Source organism: Stenotrophomonas sp. YJH_SMC_43 (assembly GCF_059372535.1).
Window position 1 is genome coordinate 888,535 of sequence record NZ_JCAFVQ010000001.1, and the last position, 26,726, is coordinate 915,260.

Genomic DNA, 26,726 nt, shown 5'->3' on the forward strand with positions numbered 1-26,726 from the left:
GATGAGTGGGGAATTGAATGCGGCCTTCCATATGGCCGATGTCCGCAACAAGCGCATCACCCGCCGACGTGCGGTGGCGGTGGGCGAGCTGCATGCCGGTCCAGTGGCCTATCCGCTGATCGTCGAGCGCCGCCTGCCCAAGGGCGATGCGCTGGTGATGGCCGAGATTGCCGGCCTGCAGGGCGCCAAGATGGCCTCGATGCTGATGCCGCTGTGCCATCCGCTGCCGCTGGAACTGGTGCAGGTGTTCTGCGCGCCGGTACCGGAACGGCAGGCGATCCGCGTGTGGTGCGAGTGCGCCAGCGAGGCGCGCACCGGCGTGGAGATGGAGGCACTGGCCGGCGTCAACGCGGCGCTGCTTACCCTGTACGACCTGAGCAAGCCGGTGGAACCGGCCCTGCGCATCGAAGGCATCCGCCTGCTGTTCAAGGAAGGCGGCAAGCGCGGTGTCTGGCTGCACCCCGACGGCATGGACGATGCCGAGCGCACGCGTTTCAAGCCGCGTGCGCCGAAGGGCCTGGAGGGCGCGGCCTGCGCGGTGATCACGCTGAGCGATCGCGCCAGCGACGGCACCTATGAGGATATCTCTGGCCCGACCCTGGTGACCGGCCTGAAAAAGCTGGGCGGCGAGGTGGTGGCCGCTGAGGTGTTGCCCGATGGCATCGAGCCATTGGCGGGCCGCCTGCAGGCCTTGGCCGCCGAGGGCGTGCGCCTGTGCCTGTGTACCGGTGGTACCGGGCTGGGCCCGCGTGACCTGACCCCGGAGGCGCTGCGTTCCCTGAACGCGCGGCCGGTACATGGCCTGGCGCAGATGGTGCGGGCACTGAGTGCACAGCACACGCCGATGGCCTGGCTGAGCCGCGCCGAGGTGGTGCAGCTGGGCAACATGCTGGTGTTCGCGCTGCCCGGCAGCCCGAAGGCGGCGGCGCAGTGCCTGGACATCCTGGCGCCGGTACTGGGCCATGCCCTGGCGATGGTCGAGGGTGGTGGCCACTGATGATTGCCTACAGCGAAGCCCTGCAGCACCTGCTGGACGCAGCCACGCCGCTGCCGGCCGAGCGCCTGCCGCTGCATGAGGCCGGCGGCCGTACCCTGGCCAGTGACATCCACAGCGGGCAGTCGTTGCCGCCGTTCGACAACTCGGCGATGGACGGCTTCGCGCTGCGCGCCAACGGCGCGGCGTTCGAGGCCGGTACCGAATTCGCGGTGCAGGGCTGGCAGGCGGCCGGCGATGCCGGCGCCGAAGGCGGCGAGGGTGCATGGGAAATCATGACCGGTGCACGTATGCCGTCCGGGCTGGATACGGTGGTGCCGGTCGAGAACGTGGAGATCCTCGCCAGCGAGGAGGGACGCCCGACCCGCATCGCCTTGAAGGCATCGGTGAAGCCGGGCCAGCATGTGCGCCTGCGCGGCCAGGACGTGAGCGAAGGCGAGCGCGTGCTGCAGGCCGGGCAGGTGCTGGATATCAATGCGCGCACCCTGCTGCATGCCATCGGCGTGGGCCAGGTGGCGGTGGTGGCGCGGCCGAAGGCGGCAGTGATCGCCACCGGCAAGGAGTTGGTGACCGAGGCGGCGCAGGCGCTGGAATCCGGCCAGATCCGTGACAGCAACCGGCCGTATCTGGTCGGCCGCCTGCAGGCCGCCGGTGCCGAGGTGGTCTGGCAGGGCGCGGTGGGCGACGACGTGGCCGCGTTCAATGCGGTGCTGGATGAAGCGCTGGCCGCTGGCGCGCAGGTGCTGATCAGCACCGGCGCGGTGTCGGCCGGGCGCTACGATTTCGTTCCCGATGCGCTGCGCGGCCGTGGTGCGCGCATCGTCTTCCACAAGGTGGCCATCCGCCCGGGCAAGCCGCTGCTGTTCGCGGTGCTGCCCAATGGCGCACTGTACTTTGGCCTGCCGGGCAACCCTGTGTCGGCGGCCGTGGGCCAGCGTTTCTTCGTCGAGCCGGTGCTGCGCCGCCTGTTGGGGCTGGCGCCGGAGCTCATGTTGCAGCTGCCGCTGCAGGCCGACGTGCGCAAGCCGCCGGGCCTGCGCTTCCACGCGCGTGCGCGGGTGGAAATGGATGGGCAGGGGCGCCTGAGCGCGCGCGTGCTGTCCGGGCAGGAGTCGTTCCGTTTGATGTCCATGCTGCAGGCCAACGCCTGGGTGGTGCTGGAGGCCGAGGGAGACCTGGCCAGCGCTGGCACCTTCGTGCGCGTGCAAGGCTGGGGTCACCACGAACCGGTGCAGCTGGTGAGCCAGGAGTCATGATGAAACAGGTGAATCTGCAGTTGTTCGGTGCGTTTTCCGATCTGGATGCCAGCCGCGAGATCGCCGTGGATGTGGCCGGTGGCACCGTGGCCGATCTGCGCCAGGCGCTGCGCGAGTTGCTGCCGGTGCGTTGGCCGGGTTTCCGTGCCGGCCTGCTGGATTATTCGGCGTTCGCCGACCAGCAACGCGTGCTGCGCGACCACGAGGCGCTGCCCGACGATGGCCGGGTGGCGATCCTGCCGCCGGTGAGCGGGGGCTGAGCGATGAGCGGGAAGATCATCGCGAAGGTGGTGGACCGCGCGCAGGCGGCGATCGATCCGGCCGAGGGCATCGCCGCGGTCTCCGATCCAGGCTTCGGTGGCATCGACGTGTTCATCGGCAAGGTGCGCGACGTCAACATCGGCCGGCCGGTGACCGGGATCACCTACGACCTGTTCGAGCCGCTGGTGTTGAACGAGTTCAAGCGGTTGGCCGCCGAGGTCGAGGCGACGTTTGGCCCGAAGCTGATACTGTATGTGGCCCATGCCAAGGGCCGGTTGGGCATTGGTGATGTGGCGGTGGTGGTGGCCGCCGGCAGCCCGCACCGGGACGAGGCGTTCCGCGCCTGCCGGCAGTTGATCGAGGTGGTCAAGCACCAGTGCCCGATCTGGAAGCAGGAGCATTACGAGGACGGCGACAGCGCGTGGAGCGAGGGTTGCAGCCTGTGTCACGTGGACAGCGAACCCGGACATGCCGATGACCATGCGCATGATCATCAACATTGATGCCGACGCAGCCACGCATGGCGTGGCTCTACTGCGATGAGCATCAACGGCATCGTACTGGCCGGTGGCCTGTCCAGCCGGATGGGTCGCGACAAGGCACTGCTGCCGTGGCAGGGCCGCACGCTGCTGGAACACATGCGTGGCCTGTTGATGCAGGCTGGCGCCGAACGGGTATGGGTAAGCGGTGACTATCCGACCTTCGGTGGCATCCCCGATCAGGTTGCGCGCTGCGGCCCACTGGGAGGGTTGCACAGCGTGATGCAGCAGATGCCCGACAGCCCGGCCTGGGTGGTAGCGGTGGATACGCCGTTGCTGGCGCCACGGCTGCTGCAACGGCTGGCTGCCGAGGGGCGGGGCGCGTGCACGATCTTTGACGGGCATCCCTTTCCCATGCTGTTGAATGTGGACAATGCCACTCGTAGCGTGCTGGCCGCGATGCTGGATGATGCGGAAGGGCCGCGCTCTGTACAGGCGTTCCAGCGTCGCCTGCAGATGCACGTGCTGGCGCTTGAAAGCGTTGACGAAGCCTGCCTGGTCAACTGCAATACCCCCGAACAATGGGAGGATGTTGCGTCATGAAAGTGCAGTTGCAGGACCAATCGGTACGGCTTCGCCTGGATGAGGCCGAACTGGCGCGCCTGCTGGCCGGTGAATCGGTCGAGAACATGACCCGCTTCGGCGGTATCGAGGGCTGGGGCATGGCGGTGTCGCTGCATGGCGGCGATCAACCGGTACTGCTCGATGGTGGCACCTTCTGCCGCCTGGTACTGCCGCGCTCGGCAGTTGAGGCCTTGGCGGCACGGCTGCCGTGCCGGGATGGCCTGCCATTCGACATTGCCCTGGAAGATGGCAGCCAGCTTCAGCTGCAGTTCGATGTAGACGTGCGCGATAGCGTGCGCCAGCGCGGAGTCACGCGCCGCAATACCGCTTCATCGATTTGACATTTGTCAGGGGCAGGGTGGAAACCGGCTCCTGATTGATCCAGATCAACCCCGTCGTAGTTGCTGCACGGCCTAATGGCTGCATGACGACGGGTCACAACTTGAAAGCAATACCCACGTCATTCCACAGCCTTGGAGCCATGTATGACCGTCGGTAGCGATCCTGTTGTCCGCAGCACTGCCCGTCCGGGTCGCGTCATCAGCGACTGGACGCCGGAGGACCCCGGCTATTGGGAGCGCACCGGCAAGCGGGTTGCCACCCGCAACCTGGTCATTTCGATCCCCTCGCTGCTGCTGGCCTTCTCGGTCTGGGTGCTGTTCTCGGCGGTGTCGATCAGCCTGCCGAAGATCGGCTTCAACTTCAGTACCGACCAGCTGTTCTGGCTGGTGGCGCTGCCCAGCCTGTCCGGCGCAACCCTGCGCATCTTCTATTCGTTCGTGATCCCGATCTTCGGCGGCCGCCGCTGGACCGCGCTGTCCACCGCGTCGCTGCTGGCGCCGACGCTCTGGCTCGGCTTTGCGGTGCAGGACCCGGCCACGCCGTACTGGGTGTTCGTGGCCATCGCGATCCTGTGTGGCTTCGGCGGCGCGAACTTCTCGTCGTCGATGTCCAACATCTCCTTCTTCTACCCCAAGCAGAAGCAGGGCCTGGCGCTGGGCCTGAACGCCGGCCTGGGCAATGTGGGCGTGTCGGTGGCGCAGGCGGTGATCCCGCTGGTCATCACCGTAGGCGTGTTCGGTGCGCTGGGTGGTGCACCGCAGCCCGCGGTGGAGGGTGGGGCACCGCTGTTCCTGCAGAACGCCGGCTTCATCTGGGTGCCGGCCATCGCGCTGTGCGCCATCGCGGCCTGGTTCGGCATGAACGACCTGACCAGCGCCCGCTCGTCGTTCTCCGAGCAGGCGGTGATCTTCCGCCGCAAGCACAACTGGCTGATGTGCTGGTTGTACATCGGCACCTTCGGTTCCTACATCGGTTTCTCGGCCGGCTTCCCGATGCTGGTGAAGAGCCAGTTCCCGGACGTGAACCCGCTGGCCTACGCCTTCATCGGCCCGCTGCTGGGCGCGCTGATGCGTTCGGTGGGCGGCAGCATGGCCGACCGCTGGGGTGGCGCCCGCCTGACCTTCTGGGTGTTCGCGCTGATGATCGCGGCGGTGTTCGGCGTGCTGCACTTCCTGCCCAGCCATGGCCAGGGCGGCAACTTCCATGGCTTCCTGCTCAGCTTCATGGCGCTGTTCGTGCTCAGTGGCATCGGCAACGGCACCACCTTCCGCATGATCCCGGTGATCTTCCGCACCCTGCATGAGCGCTGGTCGGCCAACGACAACGCCGAGGGCAAGGCCACGGCCGCACACCAGGCCAGCATCGAGTCGGCCGCGGTGGTCGGTTTCTCCGGTGCGATCGGTGCCTACGGCGGTTTCTTCATTCCCAAGAGCTACGGCTCGTCCATTACGTTGACCGGCAGCCCCGACATGGCGCTGTACGGATTCGTTGTTTTCTATGTCACCTGCCTGGCCGTGACCTGGTGGTGGTACTACCGGCGCGGTGCCGAGACACCCTGCTGACGACATGAAAACGCACCGCAGCCAGATGACACACACAGCCACGATGCCGATGTCCGCAAAGGGAGATCCCCGATGAGTTATTTCCTCGATCGCTTGCAGTTCTTCAAGCGTGACCCCCAGACCTTTGCCGATGGCCATGGTTTTGCCAAGAGCGAGGGCCGCGACTGGGAAAACAGTTACCGCGCCCGCTGGCAGTACGACAAGATCGTACGTTCCACACACGGCGTGAACTGCACCGGCTCCTGCAGCTGGAAGATCTACGTCAAGAACGGCCTGGTCACCTGGGAAACCCAGCAGACCGATTACCCGCGCACGCGCCCGGACCTGCCCAACCATGAACCACGTGGCTGCCCGCGTGGCGCCAGCTATTCCTGGTACCTGTACAGCGCCAACCGGCTGAAGTACCCGCTGATCCGCGGCACGCTGCTGCGCCTGTGGCGCGAAGCCCGCAAGAGCAAGGCCCCGGTCGATGCCTGGGCCAGCATCGTGGAGGACAAGGAGAAGGCGCGCTCGTACAAGACCCGCCGCGGCATGGGTGGCTTTGTGCGCCTGCAGTGGGAAGAGGCCAACGAGATCATCGCCGCCTCCAACCTGTACACGGTGAAGCAGTACGGCCCGGACCGCGTGGTCGGGTTCTCGCCGATTCCGGCGATGTCGATGGTGTCCTACGCTGCCGGTGCGCGATACCTGTCGCTGCTGGGTGGCGCCTGCCTGTCCTTCTACGACTGGTACTGCGACCTGCCGCCGGCCTCGCCGCAGATCTGGGGCGAGCAGACCGACGTGCCCGAGTCGGCCGACTGGTACAACAGCCGCTACATCATCGCCTGGGGTTCGAACGTGCCGCAGACGCGTACGCCCGATGCGCACTTCTTCACCGAGGCGCGCTACAACGGCACCAAGACGGTGGCGATCTGCCCGGACTATTCCGAGCTGGCCAAGCTGACCGACCACTGGCTGCACCCCAAGCAGGGCACCGACGCGGCGCTGGCCTTTGCCTTCGGCCATGTGATCCTGCGCGAGTTCCATGTCGATTCGCCCTCGCAGTATTTCCAGGACTACTGCCGCCAGTACTCGGACATGCCGATGCTGGTGCGCCTTGAGCGCCGCGACGATGGCCGCCTGGTGGCGGGCCGCTTCCTGCGTGCCAGTGAGCTGGGCGGGCTGGGTGAAGCCAACAACCCGGACTGGAAGACCCTGGCCTACGACGAGAACAGTGGCCAGATCGTGGTGCCCAATGGCTCCATCGGTTTCCGCTGGGGTGAAAAGGGCCGCTGGAACATCGAAGAGAAGGCCAGCAATGGCGCCGACACACGCCTGCGCCTGAGCTTGTCCGACGCCAACGACGGCATCGAGGCGGTGAGCTTCCCTTACTTCGGTGGCATTGAAAGCGATGGCTGGACTGCCGCGCCGGCCGAAGACGTACTGGACCGAAACATTCCGGTGCGCCGGCTGGCCACGGCCGATGGCGGCGAGACGCTGGTGGCCACGGTCTACGACCTGCTGCTGGCTCAGTACGGCGTGGACCGTGGCTTTGGCGGCGGCAACGTGGCATCGAGCTTCGATGACATGGTGCCGGGCACGCCGGCGTGGCAGGAACGCATCACCGGCGTGTCGCGCGCCCAGGTGATCGAGATCGCCCGCGAGTTCGCGCGTACCGCCGACAAGACCCATGGCCGTTCGATGATCATCGTCGGCGCGGGCATGAACCACTGGTTCCACAACGACATGAACTACCGCGGCCTGATCAACATGCTGATCATGTGCGGTTGCGTGGGCCAGACCGGTGGCGGCTGGGCGCATTACGTGGGCCAGGAAAAGCTGCGCCCGCAGACCGGCTGGCAGCCGCTCGCGTTCGGGCTGGACTGGAGCAAGCCGCCGCGCCATATGAACGGCACCTCGTTCTTCTACTTCAACACCGGGCAGTGGCGCTACGAGAAGCTGCAGGTGGACGAGCTGCTGTCGCCGCTGGCCGATGCCAGCAAGTACGGCGGCAGCCTGGCTGACCTGAACCTGCGCGCGGTGCGCATGGGCTGGCTGCCGAGCACCCCGCAGCTCGACCGCAACCCGCTGCAGCTGGTACGCGAGGCCGAAGCGGCCGGCGTGGCCCCGGCGGACTACGCGCTGGGCAAGTTCAAGGACGGCTCGCTGGACTTCGCCTTCGCCGACCCGGACGCCAGCCAGAACCACCCGCGCATGATGTTCATCTGGCGCTCGAACCTGCTCGGTTCGTCGGGCAAGGGCCACGAGTACATGCTGCGGCACCTGCTGGGTACGCGCCACGGGCTGCAGGGCAAGGACCTGGGCGAAATGGGCGCAGTGAAGCCGCAGGAGGTGAAGTGGCGCGACCAGGCGCCGGAAGGCAAGCTGGACCTGCTGGTCACGCTCGACTTCCGAATGTGCACCACCGCGCTGTACTCGGACATCGTGCTGCCGACCGCGACCTGGTACGAGAAGGACGATCTCAATACCTCGGACATGCATCCCTTCATCCACCCGCTGTCCAAGGCGGTGGACCCTGCGTGGGAATCGCGCAGTGACTGGGACATCTTCAAGGAGGTGGCCCGCACCGTGAGCGAGATGGCGCCGGGCGTGCTGGGCGTGGAGAAGGACCTGGTGCTGGTGCCGACCCTGCACGACACCCCCAACGAGCTGGGCATGCCGTTCGGCGTGGCCGACTGGAAGAAGGGCGAGTGCGAGGCCATTCCGGGCCAGACCATGCCGTCGATGACGGTGGTGGAGCGTGACTACCCGAACCTGTACCGCAAGTTCACCTCGCTCGGCCCGCTGCTGGACAAGCAGGGCAACGGCGGCAAGGGCATGAGCTGGGATACCAGGCACGAGGTCGAGTTCCTCGGCAAGTTGAACCACACCGTGCACGAAGAAGGCGTAAGCCAGGGCCGCCCGGCCATCTCGACCGCGATCGACGCGGCCGAAGTGATCCTGCACCTGGCGCCGGAAACCAACGGCCATGTGGCAGTGAAGGCGTGGGAATCGCTGGGCACCTTCACCGGGCGCGAGCACACCCACCTGGCCGTGGGCAAGGAGCACGAGGCGATCCGCTTCCGTGACATCCAGGCACAGCCGCGCAAGATCATTTCCTCTCCGATCTGGTCGGGCCTGGAAGACGACAACGTCAGCTACAACGCCGGCTACACCAACGTGCACGAGCTGATTCCGTGGCGCACGGTGACCGGTCGCCAGCAGTTCTACCAGGACCACGAGTGGATGATCGACTTCGGCGAGGCCTTCATGAGCTACCGGCCGCCGGTCAACACGCGCACGGTGGAGCCGCTGCTGAACCAGCGCCCGAACGGCAACAAGGAGATCGTGCTGAACTGGATCACCCCGCACCAGAAGTGGGGCATCCACAGCACCTACAGCGACAACCTGATCATGCAGACACTGTCGCGTGGCGGCCCGATCGTGTGGATCAGCGAGGACGACGCGCGCAGTGCCGGCATCGTCGACAACGACTGGATCGAGCTGTTCAACGTCAACGGTGCGATCGCCGCCCGTGCGGTGGTCAGCCAGCGCGTGATGCCGGGCATGGCGATGATGTACCACGCCCAGGAACGCATCATCAACGTGCCGGGCTCGGAGATTTCCGGCACCCGTGGTGGTATCCACAACTCGGTGACCCGCATCGTGCTCAAGCCGACCCACATGATCGGTGGCTACGCGCAGCTGGCCTATGGCTTCAACTACTACGGCACCTGCGGTACCAACCGCGATGAGTTCGTGATCGTGCGCAAGATGGACAAGGTGGATTGGCTAGATGGCGAGGCCGTACCGGCCGCCGCCAAGGAGGTGGTGTGATGAAGGTCCGTGCACAGATCGCGATGGTGCTGAACCTGGACAAGTGCATCGGCTGCCACACCTGCTCGATCACCTGCAAGAACGTCTGGACCTCGCGCGAGGGTGTCGAGTACGCCTGGTTCAACAACGTTGAAACCAAGCCGGGCATCGGCTATCCGAAGGAATGGGAGAACCAGGAGAAGTGGAACGGCGGCTGGGTGCGTACCGGCAGCGGCAAGCTGGTGCCACGCGCTGGCGGTCGCTGGCGGATGCTGGCCAAGATCTTCGCCAACCCGGACCTGCCGCAGATCGACGATTACTACGAGCCGTTCGACTTCGACTACCAGAACCTGCACACCGCCAAGGACAGCCAGCACCAGCCGACCGCGCGGCCGCGTTCGCTGATCAGTGGCGAGCGCATGCAGAAGATCGAGTGGGGCCCCAACTGGGAGGAGATCCTCGGTTCGGAGTTCAGCAAGCGCTCGCGCGACTACAACTTCGACCAGGTGCAGAAGGAGATCTACGGCGCCTTCGAGAAGACCTTCATGATGTACCTGCCGCGTCTGTGCGAGCACTGCCTGAACCCGGCGTGCGTGTCGGCGTGCCCATCAGGCGCGATCTACAAGCGCGAGGAAGACGGCATCGTGCTGATCGACCAGGACAAGTGCCGTGGCTGGCGCATGTGCGTGTCGGCCTGCCCGTACAAGAAGATCTACTACAACTGGAAGAGCGGCAAGTCGGAGAAGTGCATCTTCTGCTATCCGCGCATCGAGATGGGTGAGCCGACCGTGTGCTCGGAAACCTGCGTGGGCCGCATCCGCTACCTGGGCGTGATGCTGTACGACGCCGATCGCATCGCCGAGGCCGCCTCGGTGCCGGCCGAGAAGGACCTGTACCAGGCCCACCTGGACATCTTCCTGGACCCGAACGATCCGGCGGTGATCGCCGCCGCGCGCAAGGAGGGCATCCCGGACAGCTGGCTGGAGTCGGCCAAGCAGTCGCCGGTGTACAAGCTGGCGATCGACTGGAAGCTGGCGCTGCCGCTGCACCCGGAATACCGCACGCTGCCGATGGTCTGGTACGTGCCGCCGCTGTCGCCGATCCAGTCCGCCGCCGAGCGTGGCCGCGTGGGCATGAGCGGCGAGCTGCCGGACGTGGCGTCGCTGCGCATTCCGATGCGCTACCTGGCCAACCTGCTGACGGCCGGTGACGAGGCGCCGGTGGTACGCGCGCTGGAGCGGCTGATGGCGATGCGTGCCTGGCGCCGGGCCAAGAACGTGGACGGCGTGGAAGATACCGCCGTGCTGGAACAGACCGGGCTGAGCATCGCCCAGGTGGAAGAGATGTACCGCTACTTGGCCATCGCCAACTACGAGGACCGTTTCTTGATTCCGACCGGCCACCGCGAGTACGCCAACGACGCCTTCGGCGAGCGCGGCGGCTGCGGCTTCACCTTCGGCAACGGCTGCAATGGTGACAGCCCGGCCGACCTGTTCGGCCAGCGCAAGACCACCACCTTCGTGGTGGACAAGGGCCCGAACCACCGCCGCAAGGAGGTGGTGTGATGAGCGTGCTCAAGCTGGTCGGGGTGCTGCTGGACTACCCCCGTGAAGAACTGTGGCAGCACGGCGAGGAACTGCTCGCCGCCTGCGACGCCCCGGCGTTGAATGCCGCCCGCCGCCAGCAGCTGCGCAGCTTCGTGCAGCAGCTGCTGGCCACCGATGCGCTGGATGCGCAGGCGGCGTGGCTGGCCAGTTTCGATCGCGGCCGCTCGATGAGCCTGCTGCTGTTCGAACACATCCATGGCGAGTCGCGCGACCGCGGCCAGGCCATGGTCGACCTGGTCGAAACCTACCGCCGCAACGGCTTCGAACTGGATGCGCGGGAGCTGCCGGACTACCTGCCATTGCTGTTGGAGTTCCTGGCCCATCGCCCCGGCAGCGAGGCCCGCGAGTGGCTGCACCACATCGGCCATATCGCCGGGATGCTGGCGGCGCGTGCCGCCGAGCGTGAGCTGCCGCACCGGGTGCTGTTCGAGATCCTGGTCGAAGCCGGTGACGGCAAGGCCGATCTGCAGGCGCTGCGCCAGCGTGCCAGCGAGGAAGTCCGCGACGATACCGCCGAGGCCATGGATCGCTTGTGGGAGGAGGAGGCGGTGCGCTTCGGCGCCGAAGCCCCCGCCGAAGACTGCAAGCCGCCCGTGCGTTCGCCGGCCCGTCCTTCGCATCGAGAGGTCCAGCCATGAGTTACTCCCTGCATCAATTCGCCTTCCAGTACTACCCGTACATCGCCGTGGCGGTGCTGCTGATCGGCAGCTGGGCCCGCTATGACAAGGCCATGTACACCTGGCGAACCGGCTCCAGCCAGATGCTGTCGGACAAGGGCATGCGGATCGGCAGCAACTGCTTCCACATCGGCATCCTGGCCATCCTCGGTGGCCATCTGGTCGGCCTGCTGACCCCGCACGCGGTGTACGAGCACTTCATCACCTCCTCGCAGAAGCAGATGCTGGCGATGGTGGTTGGTGGTGTGTTCGGCGCACTGTGCTTCATCGGCATCAGCATCCTGCTGGTACGCCGCCTGTTCAACGCGCGCGTGCGGGCCACCGGCAGCTTCGGTGACACCCTGGTACTGGTGCTGCTGTTCGCGCAGCTGTGCCTGGGCCTGTACAGCATCCGCATCTCGTCCGGGCACCTGGACGGCGGGGTGATGGTGCAGCTGGCCGAGTGGGCGCAGCACATCGTGACCTTCCGTGCCGGTGCTGCTGATTACATCGAAGGCGTCAGCTGGGTCTACAAGATGCATATCTTCCTGGGCCTGACCCTGTTCCTGATCGCGCCGTTCACCCGCCTGGTGCACGTGTGGAGCATTCCGATCAGCTACCTGTGGAGGCCCTACCAGGTGGTGCGCCGCCGCCAGGCCACGCTGCGCTACGGTCCGCGGGAGTAAGCCATGGGCAGCCTGCCGAAATTCCTGCCGATCACCGTGATCGACTCCGCTGCGCCGGTTCCCGCCGAGGCGCATTCGCACCACCATGACGCGGCAGCGCAGGGGCCGCGCTCGCTCGGGCAGCCGGCACCGTGCCGGCTGTTCGTGGACGAGACCGCGATCAGCGAGGCTGACATCGCCCGCGAGATGCAGCACCACCGGGCGATGCGCCCGGAGCAGTCACGTGCTGAAGCGGCACGTGCACTGGTGGTGCGTGAGCTGCTGCGCCTGGAAGCGCAGCGGCTTGGGCTGCAGGCGCCGGAGGGCAACCGGGTAAGCGACGAGGAAGTGCTGATCCAGCAACTGCTGGAAGATGCGATCGAAGACCGCGTGCCGACCGATGAAGACTGCCGGCGCTACTTCGAGCAGAACCCGGAGCGCTTCCACTCCCCCGACCGCGTGCGCCTGCGCCATATCCTGCTGGCTGCGCCGGCCGATGATGTGGCCGGGCGCTTTGCCGCACGCACCGAGGGCGAGCGACTGGTCGGGCTGCTGAAGGAGTCGCCGCACCTGTTCGCCGATTTCGCCCTGCGCCATTCGCGATGCCCATCCAGCAGCGAGGGCGGCGACCTGGGCTGGTTGCAGCGTGGGCAGACCACGCCGGAGTTCGACCGCCAGGTGTTCCGCCTGCGCGAGGGCCTGGCCGGTTTCCCGGTGGAATCGCGCTGGGGCTACCACGTGGTCTGCGTCGATGCCCGCGAGCAAGGCCACCCGCAGCCGTTCGAAACGGTGCTGCCGCAGCTGCGTGACTACCTGGAGCTACAGGTACGGCAACGCGAGGTGCAGGCCTACCTGCTGCAGCTGCAGGAGCGCTACCCGGTGCGCGGGCTGGATGAGATCGAAGCCGAAGCGGATATCGGCTGAACCCCCTTGAACGAGGAAAATTCATGAACCAGGCCCTTGCCCCCGCCAGTGCCGGGCAGCAGCAACGTGCGCTGTGGCTGAGCACGTTCGCCTTCACCGTGTGCTTCGCGGTGTGGATGATCTTTTCGATCATCGGTATCCAGATCAGTCAACAGCTCGGATTGAATGACACCCAGTTCGGCCTGTTGATCGCCACGCCGGTGCTGACCGGCTCGGTCAGCCGCGTCTTCCTCGGCATCTGGTCCGACCAGTTCGGTGGCCGCAAGGTGATGGTGCTGGTGATGCTGTGTGGCGCAGTGGCCACCTGGATGCTGACCTACGCACAGACCTACACCCAGTTCCTGATTGCCGCGCTGTGCGTGGGCATCGCCGGCGGTAACTTCTCGGTGGGCGTGGCCTACGTCTCGAAGTGGTTCCCGGCCAGCAAGCAGGGCACCGCACTGGGCATCTTCGGTGCCGGCAACATTGGCTCGGCGGTGACCAAGCTGCTGGCGCCGCTGGTGATGGTGGCGGCCGGCTGGACCATGGTCGCCAAGGTCTGGGCCGTTGCGCTGGCAGTTACCGCGGTGCTGTTCTTCCTCTTCAGCAAGGAAGACCCGTCGCTGGAGCAGCGCCGCCGCGAGGGCGTGAAGCCGGTCCCGTTCGCCGAGCAGATGGCGCCGCTGAAGAACCTGCAGGTCTGGCGGTTCTCGCTGTACTACTTCTTCGTGTTCGGCGGCTTCGTGGCGCTGGCGCTGTGGCTGCCGCACTACCTGGTGGGCGCCTATGGCATGGACGTGGGCCACGCCGGCATGTTGGCGGCGTGCTATTCGATCCCGGCCAGCCTGTTCCGCGTGGTCGGTGGCTGGATGTCGGACCGGATGGGCGCGCGCCGGGTGATGTACTGGACCTTCGGCGTGTCGGCCATCTGCACCTTCCTGCTGGCCTACCCGGATACCGAGTATGTGGTGAAGGGCATCCATGGCCCGATCCACTTCCATCTGGCCATCGGGGTGGTGATGTTCACCGTGCTGGTGTTCGTGCTGGGCTTCTTCATGTCGTTGGGCAAGGCCGCGGTCTACAAGCATATTCCGGTGTACTACCCCAGGCACGTGGGTGCGGTGGGCGGCGTGGTCGGCATGATCGGTGGCCTGGGTGGCTTCATCCTGCCGATCGTGTTTGGCGCGCTGAATGACGCGGTGGGCATCTGGAGCAGCTGCTTCATGCTGCTGTTCGTGCTGGTGGCGGCTGCACTGGCGTGGATGCACTTTGCGATCCGTCGCATGGAACGCCGCCACTTCCCGCAGATCGACCGCGAAACCGATCTGCCCGAAGCCATCGATGCGGCCGCCGCCGAGCGGGTGCGCGGCGGGTGAAGGTGTTTGCCGGCCAGCGGCCGGCACTACCAAATGGTGGGTGAAGTGGTAGTGCCGGCCGCTGGCCGGCAGCAACCATCAGATGCGCCGCGCTTGATTTCAATCAGGGCCACGCGAAGAGGAACGCCCGAAGATGTCTGCCATGAGCTTCCACGTTGACGAGAGCGAGGACACTGCGCTGCAGGCGGCATTGCTGCGGCAGCCCCGGCACGTGCTGTTTCCGCCGGCTGACCAGTTCAGCACCGGCTTTGGCGAAAGCGGGTGGCGCGCCGCCGTGCGCGCCAGCAACGAGCACCTGATCCCGCGTGGCTTGACGCTCGGCTTCCAGGCCGGCCGTGGCGGACGCGATGCGCCACCGCAGGCGTATCTGGATACCCTGCTGCTGGCGCTGCGGCTGCAGGCCGACGCGCTGGCCGAGGACCGTGAAGTGGTGGCGATGGTGCTGCAGCTGGGGCTGGCCGAGACGTTGCCGCCGCCGCAGCTGGGCCAGCTGCTGGATGCGGTGCCGCAGCACCTGCGCACCGTGGCGCGGCCCCAGGTGGAGGTGCGGCTGGACGCAGGCAGCGCGCTGGCGCCGGCGCAGCTGCGTGCGGTGGGCTGCACCCGCTTGAACGTGATCGATCGTGCCGATGCACCGGGGCCGACCCTGCTGGCACAGGCGCGACAGGTGGGCTTCACCGCGCGCTACTACCAGTTGCGGGTACCCGGCAGCGAGGACGCCGGCTTCATTGAACGGCTGCACGAGGTGCTGGCCGAGGCGCCGGAGCGCATCCTGCTGCCGGCGCCGTGTGCGCTGCCGGAACATCCCTCGGCCGTCCATTGGCTGCAGGCCTGGCGCCTGCTGCGCGCTGCGGGTTACGAACCGATTGGTGGCGATCACTATCAGCGCGGCGATCTGCCGAACCCGCACGGTCCGGGCGATGGCCAGCGCCATTGCGATCTTGCCGGTGTGCCACGCCGCGACCGCAGCGATTTCATCGGCCTTGGGCTGTCCGCCTGCAGCCAGATCGGCGAGGTGTTCTACCGGCTGGAGGACGAACTGGGCGAATGGCGTGCGCGGCTGCAGGCCGGGCACATGGGCGTGTCTGCCGGGTTGATCCTGTCCGAGGACGAGCGGTTGGTGGCCGAAGTGGCGCAGAGCATCGCCTGTGACCACGCCCTCGATGCGGCTGCCTTCGAGTGGCGCAACGATGAACCGTTCGAGGAATGTTTTGCCGACCAGCTGCCCGCGTTGTCGCCGTTGCTGGCACGCGGCTGGGCGCAGTGGGATGCGCGCGTACTGCGCCTGGCCGAAGAAGGGCGCCTGCTGTGGCGTATGATGGCCGCATGCTTCCGGCCGGCGGCCGCCATCGCTTGAGTCTTGCACCGATGTCTTCAATTCCGCCTTCGCAGGGCCGTCTCGGCCGGGCCACACCCAACCCCGCCGCCGCCGATGATGGCGACGCACTGCACTTCTGCAGCACCTGTGCGTTCTCCGACGCATGCATGTCGCAGGGTTACGACAAGACAGCACTGGGCGATCTGCACGTGCTGGTGGACCATGTCGGTCCGTTCCATGCGGGTGACTACATTTTCCGCGCTGGCGAATCGTTCGATTCGATTGCTGCGGTGCGCGCTGGCATGGTCAAGACCTTCGTCGATGACAGCCAGGGCAACGAGCAGGTGCTGGGCTTCAGCCTGCCGGGTGAAGTGATCGGCCTCAACGCGATCCACGGTTCACGCTTTCCCTGCAATGCGGTGGCGCTGGACACCGTGCACCTGTGCCGCATCTCGTTCCCCAAGCTCAGCCTGTTGGCCACCCGCATGCCGGGGCTACAGGCCAAGCTGTTCAGCCTGCTCAGCGCGGAGATCGGCAAGGTCGCGACCCTGGCCGCCAACCACCGTACCGAAGAACGCATGGCTGCGTTCCTGCTGGACATGTCCGAGCGCTACGCGCGGCGCGGCTTTTCCGCAACGCGCTTCAACCTGACGATGGCGCGTACCGAGATCGCCAATTACCTGCGGATGGCGCCGGAAACCGCCAGCCGCGTGCTGCGCCGCCTGAGCGATGATGGGATCATCGCGGTGAAGCAGCGCGAGATCCTGCTGCTGCAGCCCGAGCGCCTGGCAGCGCTGGCGGTGGCCGACGAATCCGATCCGAACTGAACCTGGCCGGGAGCCGACGATGAAGCGAGCTGGACTGTTGTTGCTGGGCCTGCTGGCCACGGTGCCGGCCTGGGCGGCCGAGCTGACGGTGTCGGCGGCATCAAGCCTGACCGAGAGCTTCCGTGAACTGGGCGCGGCCTACGAAAAGGCGCACCCGGGAACCAAGGTGGATTTCAACTTCGCCGCCTCCGGCGTGCTGCTGCAGCAGATCAGCCGCGGCGCACCGGTGGATGTGTTCGCGTCGGCCGATGAAACCACGATGGACCAGGCCGAACAGCAGGATCTGCTGGCGGCCGGCACCCGCGAGGTGTTCGCGGTGAACGCGCTGTGGGTGGTGGTGCCGCCGCAGGCCAAGGCGGCGCCGCGTACCTTGAAGGACCTGGCCGGTGCTGGTGTGCAGCGCATCGCACTGGGCAACCCGGACAGCGTGCCGGTGGGCCGCTATGCCAAGGGTGCACTGGAAGTGGCGGGCCTGTGGCCGTCGGTGCAGGGCAAGGCCATCACCACGCAGAACGTGCGCCAGTCGTTGGACTACGTGGCACGCGGTGAAGTGGATGCCGGCTTCGTCTATGCCACCGATGCGCAGGCGATGCCCAACCGCGTGCGCCGTGCCTTCGCGGTGCCGGTGGCAGGGCGCATTGCCTATCCGCTGGCCGTGATCAAGGCCAGCCCACAGCAGGCGGAAGCCAGGCGCTTCACCGCCTTCTTGCGTTCGGCACAGGGCCAGGCGATCCTGGCCAAACACGGGTTCGGCAAGCCCTGAGGCATGGATCTGGACTGGAGCGCATTGGGGTTGTCGCTGAAGGTGGCTGGCTGGGCCACCGCGATCAACCTGGTGCTGGGCGTAGCACTGGGCGCGCTGCTGGCGCGTCGGCGTTTTCCAGGCCGTGAGCTGCTGGATTCGTTGCTGACCTTGCCGATGGTGCTGCCGCCGACGGTGCTGGGGTACTACCTGTTGGTGCTGATCGGCCGCAATGGCCCGATCGGCGCGTGGCTGCAGTCGTGGTTCGGTATCAACCTGGTGTTCACCTGGCAGGCTGCAGTGATCGCTGCGGCGGTGGCTTCGCTCCCGCTGGTGTTCAAGCCTGCGCGCGCGGCGTTCGAGGAAGTGGACGGGCAGTTGGAACAAGCCGCACGCACGCTCGGTGTGTCCGAAGCCGCGGTGTTCTTCCGCATCACGCTGCCGCTGGCTTGGCGTGGCATTCTTGCCGGTCTGTTGCTGGCGTTTGCACGCGCGATGGGCGAGTTCGGCGCGACGCTGATGGTGGCGGGCAGCATTCCCGGCCGGACGCAGACGCTGTCGATTGCCATCTACGAGGCGGTGCAGGCCGGTCAGGATGGCAGGGCCAATGCGCTGGTGATCCTGACCTCGGTGGTCTGCATCGTGATCCTGTTGCTGGCTGCGCGGCTGGTGGGCGGACGTCGCCGGGAGCTGCGTGATGTGGCTTGACCTGCAGGTGCAGCGCCGCCTGCGGGCGGCCGGCCAGGATTTCGTGTTGGACGTATCGCTGCAGTGCACGCAGCGCCAGGTGGTGCTGTTCGGACCCTCGGGTGCCGGCAAGAGCCTGACGCTGAAGGCGGTGGCCGGGCTGCTGCGGCCCGGGCAGGGACATGTGCGCGTGCAGGGGCAGACCTTGTTCGATGCGGCCAACGGCGTGGATCTGCCGCCGCAGCGCCGCCGGCTGGGCTACGTGTTCCAGGATTACGCGTTGTTCCCGCACCTGAGCGTGCGCCAGAACGTGGCGTTCGGGCTGGAGCGCGGGTGGTTGAATCCGCGCGCGCGCCAGCGCTTCGATGCGGTGGAGCAGTGGCTGCACGCATTCCGCATCGACACGGTGGGCGATCTGCTGCCCTCGCAGGTCTCCGGTGGCCAGCGCCAGCGCACTGCATTGGCGCGCGCCCTGGTGACGCAGCCGCAGGCGCTGCTGCTGGATGAGCCGTTCTCCGCACTGGACCACGACCTGCGCCAGCACCTGCGCCAGGAGCTGGAAACCGTGTTGGACCGGACCGGCATCCCGTTGTTGCTGATCAGCCACGACCCGCAGGACGTGGCCATGTTCGGCCAGCAGGTGGCGCGCGTGGTCGACGGCCGCATCGTCGGCGATTGACCTGCACCTGTAGAGCCGAGCCCATGCTCGGCTGCTCTGCGCGACACCGCCAACAGCAGCCGAGCGTGGGCTCGGCTCTACAGGATCAACGGATCAATACAGTTCACAGTGCGTGCGGCCTTCATTCCGCAGCGCGTCCCATTGCCCTGCACCCGCGACGGCATCGATGGCCTCGCGCACCGCGCCTTCCAGGTGGCGCTTGCTGCCGCACAGGTACAGATGCCCACCGCGGGCCAGGACGTCGCGCACTTCGCTGGCGCGCTGCTGCAGCACATGCTGCACATAGACCTTTTCGGTGCCATCGCGCGAGAACGCAGTATGCAGGCCGGCCAGCACGCCACGCGTGTGCCAGTCCTGCAGCTGGTCGCGGTACAGGTAGTCGTGCTGGCGATGCTTCTCGCCGAACACCAGGTGCACTTCACGTTCGCAGGCGTTGGCCTGCAGTTCCTGCATCAGGCCCATCAAGGGCGCGATGCCGGTGCCGGTGCCGACCAGCAGCAGCGGTGCCTCGCCGGTATCGGGCAGGTGGAAGCCGGGGTTGGAGCGGCAGTACACACGGGCATGGTCGCCGCCATGCAGCAGGCTGCCGGTGGCAGTGCCGACGCGTTCGCGGCCGCGCAGGGTGTAGCGCACTTCGCGCACGCATAGGCTCAGCTGGTCGTCGCACGGGTGCGAGGCGATGGAATAGGCGCGCGGCAGCCGCGGTGAAAGCAGTTCGCGCAACCGGGCCAGCGGCACGCTGTCCGGCGTGGCGTGGTCCTGCAGCACATCCAGCAGGTCCAGGCCGTGCAGGTAGGCGTCCAGTTCGCGCTTCTGGCTGACCTTCAGCAGGCCCTTCAGTACCTCGCTACCGCCGAGCTTGACCAGTTCGCGCAGCACGCCCTTGCTCAGCAGGCGCAGCTCGCGGTCGTGCAGGGCGGCCACGGCGGCCGTGTCGCCGTACCAGGTGGTCAATGCCTGCAGCAGGGCAGGGTCGTTCTCGGGTACCACGTGCAGGGTGTCGCCCGCGCGGTAGGCCATGCCACTGCCGGCAATGTCCAACTGCAGGTGCCAGGCGGCCGGGTCGCTGCTGTTCAAGCGGCGACGTTCGAGAATGGGGGCGGCAAAGGCATTGTCTTCGCCATAGGCGGTGACCTGCAGGCGCAGGTCCTGGCCAGCGCTGAGGTCACCATCCAGCACCTGGCCCAGCACCGGCTGCCATTGCTGGAAGAACTGCTCGTAGCCCAGATCGGCGTCCACGCGGTGCAGCAGCGGCTGGGCCTGGCGCTCGCTTAGTGCTACATCCAGCGCCTTGGTGAAGCCGCAGAAACTGGGGTAGCCGGTGTCACCCAGGCCGAACACCGCATAGCGCAGGCCGCGCAGCGTCGGGGTCTGGCGCAGTGTTTCGAAGAACTGCTCGCCATTGGCCGGCGGTTCGCCATCGCCGAACGAGCTGGAGATCGCCAGCAGCACATCGCCGTGGCCGAGACTGGCCACGTCGATGTCGTTGAACGGGAGCACCTGCGGCCCGTGCGGCTGCAGGTCCGCGCCCAGGCGCTGGGCCAGGGCGCGGGCGTTGCCCGACTCGGACGCGAAACCCACCAGCAGGCGGCTGAAGGGCGTACTGGCCGGGAGGGCGTTCACGCGGCCTCGTAGAAGTCGTCGAACTTTTCCTTGCTGAACTCGACCAGGTCGTAGTTCTGCATCAGGTCGTTCACCACGCGGCGGATGCTGATGTACGAGGTGATGTTGCCGTCGGCGTCGAACAGCGGCTGCACGGTGGTATCGACCACATAGAGCACGCCGCCCTTGCCGAGGTTGGGCACGATGCCGGTCCAGGTCTTGCCGGCCTTGATGGTGTCCCACATGTCCTTGTAGACCGCCTTGGGCACATCCGGGTGGCGCACGATGCTGTGCGGCTGGCCGATCAGTTCCTCGCGGGCGAAGCCGGTGAGCGTGCAGAACAGGTCGTTGGCATAGGTGATATTGCCCTGCAGGTCGGTGGTGGAGATCACCATGACGTTCTGCATGGCGTTCAGAAGCTGGACGTTGTCGGGGGTGTAGCTCATCGCAGGGTCCTTGTGGATGCCGGTAACGCCGGCGTGTTCGGGTCCTGCATAGAAATACGCCCGCGCGGCGGCGGGCGGTTTGACATTGATCAAGTGGGTGATGCGATGGCCTGCGACCGGGTGTCGCAGGGAGATGCCATGTAGAACCGAGCCCACGCCAGAGCGAGCGCCTCAGCCCATCAGATAGCGCAGCACCCCGGCCGAGACCACGCCGATCAGCACCGTCGGCAGCATCGACAGCCGCGTGGCGGCCAGCAGGGTGATCGCCAGCGCGGCGAGGTCGGCGGGCTTGTCGGCGACGAAGTCCGGGGCGATCACCGAGATCAGCACGCAGCCCGGCGCAGCTTCCATCACCGTCACGGCGCGCCTGCTCAACGTGCGGTTGCGCAGCGCGAGGAAGCCGACGATGCGGGTCAGGTAAGTGGCGGCGGCCATCAGCACGATGGTCAGCACCGAGGTCCAGTGGATCAGTCCATTGAAGATCATTCCGCGTCCTCCGCCAGCAGCCAGGCGGCCGCCAGGCCGGCCAGTGCGCCGCTGGCCACGTACCACGCGCCCGGGATCAGCAGGTAGGTGGCGGCGGCCACGATCAGGCTGACCAGCCACGGCCGTGCTGCCTTCATGCCCTGCCACATGCCGCGCAGCAGCACCAGGAATACCGCAGGGAAGGCCATGTCGAAACCGTAGGCATGGATGTCGCCCAACATCGGGCCGACGATCGCGCCCAGTGCCGTGCAGGCCACCCAGACCGTGTACAGCCCTGCCGAAACGCCCAGGTAATAGGCCAGGCTGAAGCCGAGCGCACGGCGGCGCGCATCGGCAACCCCCATCGCCCAGCTTTCGTCGCACATGAAGAACAGCGCCGGCAGCACCCGGCGGCGCGGCAGATGCTGCAGCAGCGGAGCCAGGCTGGCGCCCATCAGCAGGTGGCGGCTGTTGACCAGCGCGGTGATCGCCACGATCAGTGCGATATGCGGCGGCGAGGTCCACAGTTCGACGGCGGCGAACTCCGAGCCGCCAGCGAAGTTGAGGCCGGTCATCAGTGGCACTTCCAGTGCGCTCAGGCCTTTCTGGGCCGCCTGCGCGCCGAGCACCAGGGCGAACGGAATGAAGCCGATCATCACCGGCACGGCGGCACGCAGGCCGCGCAGGAATTCGGCACGCGGGGCGGTATCGCAGGTGTCGGGCAGGGGGAGGGTGGTACGGGCGTCCATCGAACGGCACAACAAGGTGGGGGTGGCCCATGCTAGCGGTCCAATCGCGAAATCGGGTTGCGTTGATGCCACTGGATTCCGGATGATTGATATTTCATGCGGCCAGAAGTGACAAGGGCGAAATTGCATGCAGTATCAACTCGACAACCTCGATCGGCGCATCCTCGACGCCCTGCAGCGCGACGGCCGCCTGCAGAACCTGGAGCTGGCCCGGCTGGTCGGGCTGTCGCCGTCGGCCTGCCTGCGGCGGGTACGGCTGCTGGAGGAGGGCGGCTACATCGACCGCTACGTTGCCCTGCTGAATGAGGCCAAGGTGGGCCGTGGCTTCACGGTGTTCGTGCGGGTCTGGCTGCGCGGGCAGGACGAGGACACCACCAACCACTTCATCAACAGCATCAAGTCTTTCCCGGAAGTGCTTGAATGCCATCTGATGGCGGGCGACTGCGATTTCCTGCTGCGGGTGGCGGTGGCGGACCTTGATGCCTACCGGCAGTTCCAGATGCAGCACCTGAACCGGATTGCCGGGGTGCAGAACACCAAGACCGAGATTCCGATGCAGCGGATCAAGCAGACGACCCAGTTGCCGCTTTGAGCGGTGGGGTTTGCGGCCGGGTTGCACCCGGCACCCGCGGGTAGTGCCGGCCGCGGGCCGGCAACCTCAGGAGCAACAGCAACAGCAACAGCAACAGCAACAGCGATGCTCCGTGGGGCGGCGGGGCGGTGTGGCCAGGCAGGACACGCCGTAAACCCTTCCTTGGGGGCTCGATGGCGCCATCCATGGCGCCAACGGTCCTGCCTGGCCACACCGCCCCGCTGCCTGACAGTTCCCCGCGATCTGTCGGGGTTGGATCCCGTTGCTTCGCAATGGGCTCTGACCCCCATGCGGAGATAGCGTGGTCTGTTCGATTCACTGATTCCTGATGCGTGACTGGCTCTACGGAGCCTGGCTCGACGCCAGGCTGTGGGCGGCGGTCATCGCAATGACATGTGCCCCCGGTACGGTTTGAGCCCGCTTGCGGGTCGCGCGCGGGCCGGGGTTCCGGTCGTGGTGCGCGTCCACTGCAGCTGCTGTCGCTGCCGAGGGTCATGTGTTCTACGTCAGGGGGCTGAATGGACACCATGCGGTCAGAACTTGGAAGGTGGCCATCGCCGCATGGCTGCTGCTGTCCTTTGCCGCTGTCGCGCAGGACGCTGTTCATGCCTACGACATCCCTGCGCAGCCGCTGGAACAGGCGGTCGAGCGCTTCAGCGTCATCAGTGGGTGGTCAGTGATGTACCCGGGCGATCTTGCCGCAGGCCGCAGCAGCCATGCGCTGCGCGCCAGCCTGGCGCCGCTGCCTGCGTTGCAGGTGCTGCTGCAGGACTCCGGTATCGAGGCCGAGGTGATCGGCGAGCAGCGCGTGGTGCTGCGCCGGGGCGCGCCCTCGGCCGCTGAATCGGGTGTTGGCGCCGAACTTCCCGAGGCCGAACGTCGGCGTCGCTACGGCGGCCTGCAGCAGCGGCTGCGTGCGGCGTTCTGTGACGACCCGGAGATCGCGCCCGGCCGCTATGCCGCGACGCTGCGCTTCCGCATCGACGGCGCGGGCCAGGTGAGCGAGCCCGAGCTGCTGTCAGGCAGTGGCAGCGCCCGCCGCGATGCGCGCCTGCTGCAGGCGCTGCAGGGCCTGGTGCTGGCGCCCGATGCCGCTGCGCTGCCACAGCCGGTGACGCTGCAGATCCGTCCTTCCGGCACCGACCACGACTGTGGCCGGCGCGCGCCCCTTCCATGACTTCAAGGATTCGAACATGAGCAACGGTACGGCTGGGGCAGTTGACCTGATGGACCACCTTCTGGGTGCCTACGATGAGTTGAAGCGCCGGCTGGTGCGCAAGCTGGGCTCGGAAGAGCTGGCTGGCGACGCGTTGCAGGACACCTGGATGCGCCTGAGCGCGCGCCGTGACCGCCTGGACGCCGTGCAGAACCCCGCGGCCTACCTGCTGCGCATGGCAATGAACACCGTGATCGACCGCCAACGTGCTGACCACCGCCTGCTGAGCCTGGAGGAGGTGGATACGCTGATGGACATGGCCGACCCGGCACCCGGCCCGGCGCAGGCGGCCGAACTGGACTTCGCGCTGGAAGACATGGTCGGCCTGCTGCAGCGCATGCCCGAGCGCCGTCGCCGCATCCTGCTGGCAATCCGCGTCGATGGCCTGCAGCAGCGCGACGTGGCCGACCACCTCGGTGTGTCGCTGCGGCTGGTGCAGCGTGAGCTGAAGGCGGCCCAGGACTACCTGGCCGAGCGCAGCGGGCAGGGGCGCCAGGTGCGGTTCTGAGCGACGGCATCCGTCTACACTTTGACGCCGAGCAGAACCCCGCAGCGTGCGGGTCCGGCATGAGCCCCCATGGATCCTGACGATCGCCCGCAACGCCCGTTGGATGCCGTTGAGCGTCAGGCGCACGCGTGGGTGGTGCGGCTGACCTCGGGCGAGGCGACCGCCGCCGACGGGCGCCGGTTCCGCGCGTGGTGCGAGTCCGACCCGCGTCATCGTGAAGCGTTCGGACGTGCGCGCCGGCAGTGGGAGCAGGTGCGGCTGGCCGGCGAGCAGCTGCCCGCCGCCGCGCGCCAACCGGTCGCGCCGTCGCCGGCCCAGCGCTGGAGCCGGCGTGCCTTCCTGGGCGCGGCGATTGCCGCGCCGGCCAGTCTGGTGGTGGTGGCGGCGATCCGTCCGCCGCTGGGATTATGGCCCTCGGTGACGGCGATGGCGGCCGATTTCCACACCGGCACCGGTGAACGGCTGCAGATTGCACCCTTGCCGCAGCTGAAGATCGAACTGGATACGCAGAGCAGCCTGCGCCGCCGCGCGGACACGCAGGGCGAAGGCTTCGAGCTGGTGCAGGGCCAGGCCGCGATCGAGACCCAGGCCGGCCTGCGCCTGGCGTTGTTCGCGGGCCCGGGCTGCGTGATTGCCGATGAGGGAGCGGTGCGCCTGGACGTACGCAACACCCATGGCCAGGTGCGGGTGACCTGCCTGCAGGGCAGTGCCCGCATCGAGCATCCGCAGGGCCGGCTGCAGCTGCAGACGGGCCAGCAGACCCAGTACGGCGAGCGCCTCAGTGGTGTGGTGACCGAGGCCGTGGCGTCGGAAGTGAGTGCGTGGACCGAGGGCATGCTGGTGTTCCGCCGCGCACCGCTGCGCGAGGTGGTGGAGGAGATCAACCGTTACCGCCGCGGCAAGGTACTGCTGGGCGAATCGGCATTGGCGCGCGCACCGGTCAGCGGTCGCTTCCGCATCGATGATCCGGACGCGGCACTTGAGCAGCTGCGACTGACGATGTCGCTGGATCTGCGTCGCTTTCCGGGTGGCATTGCCGTCCTTGGATAGATGAAGACGCTGGCCGTGCGCACCGCGCAGGGCTGTTGCAAGCAAGGAGAAGCCAAGGATGCGCAACGAGACCATCGGCGTGCTGGATCTGCGTCGCAATCTGTCGGCGTTGCTGGAAACCACGCAGCGACGGCCGTTGATGGTGCATCGCTATGGCTCGCCATGGGTGTGCGTGGTGTCCGATGCGCAGTGGCAGCGACAGGCGGTGCTGCTGGACTTCGATCCGCAGTCGCACCCGCTGGCGATGCTGTTGCGCCTGCAGCAGCAGGTGTTGCCACTGGCTGAAACCGGTGCGTTGCCGCCTGCAGCGCTTGCTCGTGCGCTGTTGCTGATGGACATGCATGGCATCGGGGATCTGGCGCAGCTGCATGAGCAGGTGCTGCACCATCGGCTGTGGCACTGGTTCGTGGCCGGTACCCACGGTGTGATGGACAGCTGGCAATTGCCGGCGCTGCGCGTTGCGATGGGGTCATGGTGCGATGACGCGGAGATGACCGATGCGCTGGCCGCGTTCGCCGCGCGCAGCGATGTGGCGATACTGGCGCGCCGTTGCGGGTGCGACGCACCGCGACTGGAGCGCGAAGCCTGCAGGCAGATGACGCTGCGATGACGTTGGCGATGAAGCGCCACGCAGCGCACAGAGCTGCATGTGCGCTGTCGCTTCACCTGCCTTGCTGACGTCTTCTCCAGAGTACGGCGCACCACGCGTCGCGGAGCACGGGCGGCGCCGATGGCAGACAGTCGCAGGATCAGCATGCTGGAGCTGGATCGTCACCTGAGCCAGTCACTGGAGCAGGCGCGGCATACGCCATTGAACGTGCAGCGCTATGGGCACTCCTGGGTCTGGGTGCTGTCCAGTGACGCCTGGGCAGATGCGGCGCGCTGGGCGGCATTGGATGGTAGTGCGCACCCACTGGTGGCGCTGCGAAAAGCCATCGATCTGCAGCTGCGGCCCTGGCCCGAAGTGGCCATGAGCCTGCTGCCGCTTGATGCAGGCGATGCGCGGCTGCTGCAACGCGCGGCCCTGCTGGTGGTCATGCGCGATCTGAATAGTGCCCAGCGCGTGTACGACGACCTGCGCTATCACCAGGCCTATCGGATGTTCATCGGCCTCGATCATGGAACAGCGTGGTCGCCGATGCAGTGCGTGCGGCTGCTGCAGGCCTGTGCGCACCCATTGCTGCGCGGCTGCATCGACGATGCGCTGGCCGGCGTGCCGCGGCACCTGCTCGAGTCTGCATGTGCGCCGGCTGCGCGTGTTGCGCCCGTACAGGCACACGCGCAGCGAATTGCCGGCGGATGTTTATCGTACTGACACATGCACC

Annotated in this window: 28 protein-coding genes; 24 read left to right on the forward strand and 4 right to left on the reverse strand. The window is 66.9% G+C overall.

From position 1 onward, the window contains the following. The first annotated feature begins 1 nt into the window (after position 1). The 18 genes from moaCB (at position 2) to AC5QAH_RS04275 (ending at position 18,773) form a co-directional block, all read left to right on the forward strand. The gene (moaCB, locus tag AC5QAH_RS04190) at positions 2-997 is read left to right on the forward strand and encodes a bifunctional molybdenum cofactor biosynthesis protein MoaC/MoaB (protein ID WP_071305329.1); all 996 of its coding nucleotides are present in this window, start codon (positions 2-4) and stop codon (positions 995-997) included. Then, a complete protein-coding gene (locus tag AC5QAH_RS04195) occupies positions 997-2,250 on the forward strand; it encodes a molybdopterin molybdotransferase MoeA (protein ID WP_049455113.1) in 1,254 nt (417 codons plus the stop codon). Before moaCB ends, AC5QAH_RS04195 begins: the two co-directional genes overlap by 1 nt. Continuing rightward, positions 2,250-2,510, forward strand: a complete 261-nt coding sequence (locus AC5QAH_RS04200) for a MoaD/ThiS family protein (protein WP_017354494.1) — start codon at positions 2,250-2,252, stop codon at positions 2,508-2,510. The genes AC5QAH_RS04195 and AC5QAH_RS04200 overlap by 1 nt, the downstream gene beginning before the upstream one ends. Before the next feature lie 3 nt (positions 2,511-2,513). Then, complete coding sequence (locus AC5QAH_RS04205) at positions 2,514-3,014, forward strand: molybdopterin synthase catalytic subunit (RefSeq protein ID WP_217013496.1); 501 nt, start codon at positions 2,514-2,516, stop codon at positions 3,012-3,014. Positions 3,015-3,050: 36 nt separating this feature from the next. Beyond that, on the forward strand, positions 3,051-3,593 hold the full coding sequence (gene mobA, locus AC5QAH_RS04210) for a molybdenum cofactor guanylyltransferase (protein ID WP_019659889.1): 543 nt from the start codon (positions 3,051-3,053) through the stop codon (positions 3,591-3,593). Beyond that, positions 3,590-3,955 (forward strand): DUF7009 family protein, encoded by a 366-nt coding sequence (locus tag AC5QAH_RS04215; protein WP_010485308.1) that lies wholly within the window; start codon positions 3,590-3,592, stop codon positions 3,953-3,955. The genes mobA and AC5QAH_RS04215 overlap by 4 nt, the downstream gene beginning before the upstream one ends. 144 nt (positions 3,956-4,099) lie before the next feature. Next, on the forward strand, positions 4,100-5,518 hold the full coding sequence (locus AC5QAH_RS04220) for a NarK family nitrate/nitrite MFS transporter (RefSeq protein WP_019337810.1): 1,419 nt from the start codon (positions 4,100-4,102) through the stop codon (positions 5,516-5,518). Positions 5,519-5,590: 72 nt separating this feature from the next. Next, on the forward strand, positions 5,591-9,334 hold the full coding sequence (locus AC5QAH_RS04225; RefSeq protein ID WP_495232110.1) for a nitrate reductase subunit alpha: 3,744 nt from the start codon (positions 5,591-5,593) through the stop codon (positions 9,332-9,334). After that, positions 9,334-10,878: a nitrate reductase subunit beta gene (gene narH / locus AC5QAH_RS04230; RefSeq protein WP_495232111.1), complete on the forward strand. Its 1,545-nt coding sequence runs from the start codon at positions 9,334-9,336 to the stop codon at positions 10,876-10,878. Before AC5QAH_RS04225 ends, narH begins: the two co-directional genes overlap by 1 nt. Beyond that, on the forward strand, positions 10,878-11,558 hold the full coding sequence (narJ, locus tag AC5QAH_RS04235; RefSeq protein WP_010485312.1) for a nitrate reductase molybdenum cofactor assembly chaperone: 681 nt from the start codon (positions 10,878-10,880) through the stop codon (positions 11,556-11,558). The genes narH and narJ overlap by 1 nt, the downstream gene beginning before the upstream one ends. Next, on the forward strand, positions 11,555-12,262 hold the full coding sequence (gene narI, locus AC5QAH_RS04240; RefSeq protein ID WP_010485313.1) for a respiratory nitrate reductase subunit gamma: 708 nt from the start codon (positions 11,555-11,557) through the stop codon (positions 12,260-12,262). The genes narJ and narI overlap by 4 nt, the downstream gene beginning before the upstream one ends. Positions 12,263-12,265: 3 nt before the next feature. Then, complete coding sequence (locus AC5QAH_RS04245; protein WP_495232112.1) at positions 12,266-13,165, forward strand: peptidylprolyl isomerase; 900 nt, start codon at positions 12,266-12,268, stop codon at positions 13,163-13,165. 23 nt (positions 13,166-13,188) lie between these two features. Next, positions 13,189-14,520 (forward strand): MFS transporter, encoded by a 1,332-nt coding sequence (locus AC5QAH_RS04250; RefSeq protein WP_010485315.1) that lies wholly within the window; start codon positions 13,189-13,191, stop codon positions 14,518-14,520. A gap of 142 nt (positions 14,521-14,662) precedes the next feature. Further along, entirely contained in the window at positions 14,663-15,877 is a 1,215-nt protein-coding gene (locus tag AC5QAH_RS04255) for an oxygen-independent coproporphyrinogen III oxidase (RefSeq protein WP_019337806.1), read from the forward strand. An 11-nt stretch (positions 15,878-15,888) separates the two neighbouring features. Then, complete coding sequence (locus AC5QAH_RS04260; RefSeq protein WP_010485317.1) at positions 15,889-16,665, forward strand: helix-turn-helix domain-containing protein; 777 nt, start codon at positions 15,889-15,891, stop codon at positions 16,663-16,665. A 19-nt stretch (positions 16,666-16,684) separates the two neighbouring features. Next, on the forward strand, positions 16,685-17,428 hold the full coding sequence (modA, locus tag AC5QAH_RS04265; protein ID WP_049455116.1) for a molybdate ABC transporter substrate-binding protein: 744 nt from the start codon (positions 16,685-16,687) through the stop codon (positions 17,426-17,428). A gap of 3 nt (positions 17,429-17,431) precedes the next feature. After that, positions 17,432-18,115 (forward strand): molybdate ABC transporter permease subunit, encoded by a 684-nt coding sequence (modB, locus tag AC5QAH_RS04270; protein ID WP_049455117.1) that lies wholly within the window; start codon positions 17,432-17,434, stop codon positions 18,113-18,115. Next, entirely contained in the window at positions 18,105-18,773 is a 669-nt protein-coding gene (locus tag AC5QAH_RS04275; protein WP_019659884.1) for an ATP-binding cassette domain-containing protein, read from the forward strand. The genes modB and AC5QAH_RS04275 overlap by 11 nt, the downstream gene beginning before the upstream one ends. Before the next feature lie 93 nt (positions 18,774-18,866). On the opposite strand, the gene AC5QAH_RS04280 is transcribed toward AC5QAH_RS04275, so the two are convergent. The 4 genes from AC5QAH_RS04280 to AC5QAH_RS04295 form a co-directional block, all read right to left on the reverse strand. After that, positions 18,867-20,396 (reverse strand): flavodoxin domain-containing protein, encoded by a 1,530-nt coding sequence (locus AC5QAH_RS04280; protein WP_495232113.1) that lies wholly within the window; start codon positions 20,394-20,396, stop codon positions 18,867-18,869. After that, complete coding sequence (locus tag AC5QAH_RS04285) at positions 20,393-20,821, reverse strand: PAS domain-containing protein (protein ID WP_010485321.1); 429 nt, start codon at positions 20,819-20,821, stop codon at positions 20,393-20,395. The genes AC5QAH_RS04280 and AC5QAH_RS04285 overlap by 4 nt, the downstream gene beginning before the upstream one ends. 171 nt (positions 20,822-20,992) lie before the next feature. Continuing rightward, positions 20,993-21,307, reverse strand: coding sequence for an AzlD family protein (locus AC5QAH_RS04290; RefSeq protein ID WP_010485323.1), 315 nt, complete (start codon positions 21,305-21,307; stop codon positions 20,993-20,995). Next, positions 21,304-22,035, reverse strand: coding sequence for an AzlC family ABC transporter permease (locus tag AC5QAH_RS04295; RefSeq protein WP_010485324.1), 732 nt, complete (start codon positions 22,033-22,035; stop codon positions 21,304-21,306). Before AC5QAH_RS04295 ends, AC5QAH_RS04290 begins: the two co-directional genes overlap by 4 nt. 127 nt (positions 22,036-22,162) lie before the next feature. On the opposite strand from AC5QAH_RS04295, the gene AC5QAH_RS04300 reads away from it, so the two are divergent. The 6 genes from AC5QAH_RS04300 (at position 22,163) to AC5QAH_RS04325 (ending at position 26,716) form a co-directional block, all read left to right on the forward strand. Next, positions 22,163-22,627, forward strand: a complete 465-nt coding sequence (locus tag AC5QAH_RS04300; protein WP_005413654.1) for an Lrp/AsnC family transcriptional regulator — start codon at positions 22,163-22,165, stop codon at positions 22,625-22,627. Positions 22,628-23,123: 496 nt separating this feature from the next. Beyond that, on the forward strand, positions 23,124-23,804 hold the full coding sequence (locus AC5QAH_RS04305) for a TonB C-terminal domain-containing protein (RefSeq protein ID WP_191849485.1): 681 nt from the start codon (positions 23,124-23,126) through the stop codon (positions 23,802-23,804). Between the two features lie 16 nt (positions 23,805-23,820). Continuing rightward, positions 23,821-24,351 carry an RNA polymerase sigma factor gene (locus AC5QAH_RS04310; RefSeq protein WP_019337777.1) on the forward strand — a complete coding sequence of 177 codons (531 nt, stop codon included), beginning with the start codon at positions 23,821-23,823 and terminating at the stop codon, positions 24,349-24,351. 69 nt (positions 24,352-24,420) lie between these two features. Continuing rightward, positions 24,421-25,401, forward strand: a complete 981-nt coding sequence (locus tag AC5QAH_RS04315; protein ID WP_495232114.1) for a FecR family protein — start codon at positions 24,421-24,423, stop codon at positions 25,399-25,401. A 58-nt stretch (positions 25,402-25,459) separates the two neighbouring features. Further along, positions 25,460-26,011: a hypothetical protein gene (locus AC5QAH_RS04320; protein WP_495232115.1), complete on the forward strand. Its 552-nt coding sequence runs from the start codon at positions 25,460-25,462 to the stop codon at positions 26,009-26,011. Positions 26,012-26,131: 120 nt separating this feature from the next. Further along, positions 26,132-26,716: a hypothetical protein gene (locus AC5QAH_RS04325; RefSeq protein WP_272773604.1), complete on the forward strand. Its 585-nt coding sequence runs from the start codon at positions 26,132-26,134 to the stop codon at positions 26,714-26,716. The last annotated feature ends 10 nt before the right edge of the window (positions 26,717-26,726 follow it).